Source organism: Halomonas sp. Ps84H-12 (genome assembly GCF_024124725.1).
In the GTDB taxonomy this organism is placed as follows: Bacteria; Pseudomonadota; Gammaproteobacteria; order Pseudomonadales; family Halomonadaceae; genus Vreelandella; species Vreelandella aquamarina.
The window spans coordinates 1-1,391 of the sequence record NZ_JAMXSJ010000090.1; the positions used below are offsets into that span (position 1 = coordinate 1).

2 protein-coding genes and 1 pseudogene are annotated in these 1,391 nt (G+C 48.7%); 1 reads left to right on the forward strand and 2 read right to left on the reverse strand.

What is annotated here, in order from left to right:
• Positions 1-75 precede the first annotated feature (75 nt).
• Together NH344_RS18135 and NH344_RS18140 are read right to left on the reverse strand one after the other, a co-directional pair.
• Complete coding sequence (locus NH344_RS18135) at positions 76-474, reverse strand: VPA1267 family protein (protein ID WP_253028288.1); 399 nt, start codon at positions 472-474, stop codon at positions 76-78.
• A complete protein-coding gene (locus tag NH344_RS18140; RefSeq protein WP_044630006.1) occupies positions 471-1,043 on the reverse strand; it encodes a recombinase family protein in 573 nt (190 codons plus the stop codon). The genes NH344_RS18135 and NH344_RS18140 overlap by 4 nt, the downstream gene beginning before the upstream one ends.
• Positions 1,044-1,264: 221 nt before the next feature.
• Between NH344_RS18140 and NH344_RS18145 the strand changes: the two are divergent.
• Positions 1,265-1,391, forward strand: a pseudogene (locus NH344_RS18145) (DNA recombination/repair protein RecA); the annotation flags it as partial.

Consider the following 1,391-nt stretch of genomic DNA (forward strand, 5'->3'; position numbering starts at 1 on the left):
ATCAAGGGGTTCAACAAGCTGGAGCTGGTCGTGAACAACGTCCAGTTCAAGGATGGCGAACCCTTGACCGATCAGTCAGACAGGACTGCCGCCTGACCGGCCATACACAGAATTTGACAATAACTCCAGCTCAAGGCACTGAGCCTCTAGCTCTTGCAATCGTCTCTTGTCGTTGGAGCGTTGGCCGGCCTCAACGTCATATTTTTTAGGTTTATTTTCTTTTTCTTCCTGAAATCGCTGCTCTTTTTTTTCGGGCAGAATTCCGATGGGTCGAAGGTCATCTTCGAGTCGTTCTAAACGGGCCTTAACAGCTGGATTTTGTCGGAGAACGCTCTTTGCAAAACCGACCTGCTGAGCAACTTCCTGGCGATTGAGTTGCCCACGACGCACAAGATTTTTGAAATCAGCGTTAGTTTGCCTTGCTATCCAACCTTCAAAGAGGTCGATGTTTTCAGCTGCTTTCTTCTGACTCATATCTGGTCCTTGGTTCTTTTGTCGCGGTATCTGGTGATCGTGGGTCGAGACACTTTGTAGCGCCTGGCTATTGAGGCAATCGATTCTCCGTTGTCTAACCTTCGGTAAATATCCTTGATTTCTTTCTCGCTAAGAGCAGGCGGACGACCCATGTGAGTGCCTTTCGCCTTGGCTCGTTCTCGGCCCTCGCTGGTCCGATCAAGGATGAGATCCCGTTCGAGCTGGGCAAACGTACCGCACAAATTGATCATTGCTTTTGCGAGGGGGCTGGTATTAGAAGTGTCGAGAGTTCCATCCAATGTTTTGATCGTTGCCCCCTTCTCGTGGATTGTTTCGATGACCTTGAGGATCTTCGCTAACGACCTCCCAAGCCGGTCTAGTCGTGTCACAAGCAAGACATCGCCATCTCGTACAAAGTTGATTGCCTCGCCCAACTTGGACTCATGTTCATCGGAGACTCCGGAAAGCTTCGCTTCCCAAATTCTCTCGCAGCCAGCGGCTTCAAGGCTTTCAACCTGACTCGATAAATCTTGATCAGTTGTCGATACCCGTGCGTACCCGATTTTCATAAAAGTGTCCGTAAGTTTTGACTTTTGTACACTCTATCATCATGATGAATTAAAGTCATGAAAAATACTTTTCTGCATGCACGAAATTATAAAGGACACTTTGGTTCGTTTTTTGAGTTTCGACAATCCTGAGGTTGGCGGAAATTTGAAAAAAAGGTGGAGAGGGGCGAGACTGACAAGAATCCTGTACCGAAATCGGCGATTCGTTCATGTCCTCATTTATCTTTGGCCCAGAGTCATCGGGTAAAACTACCCTGACGCTTTCGGTCATTGCCCAAGCGCAAAAGCAGGGCAAAGTGTGTGCCTTCGTTGATGCCGAGCACGCGCTCGACCCCAGCTACGCTGAGA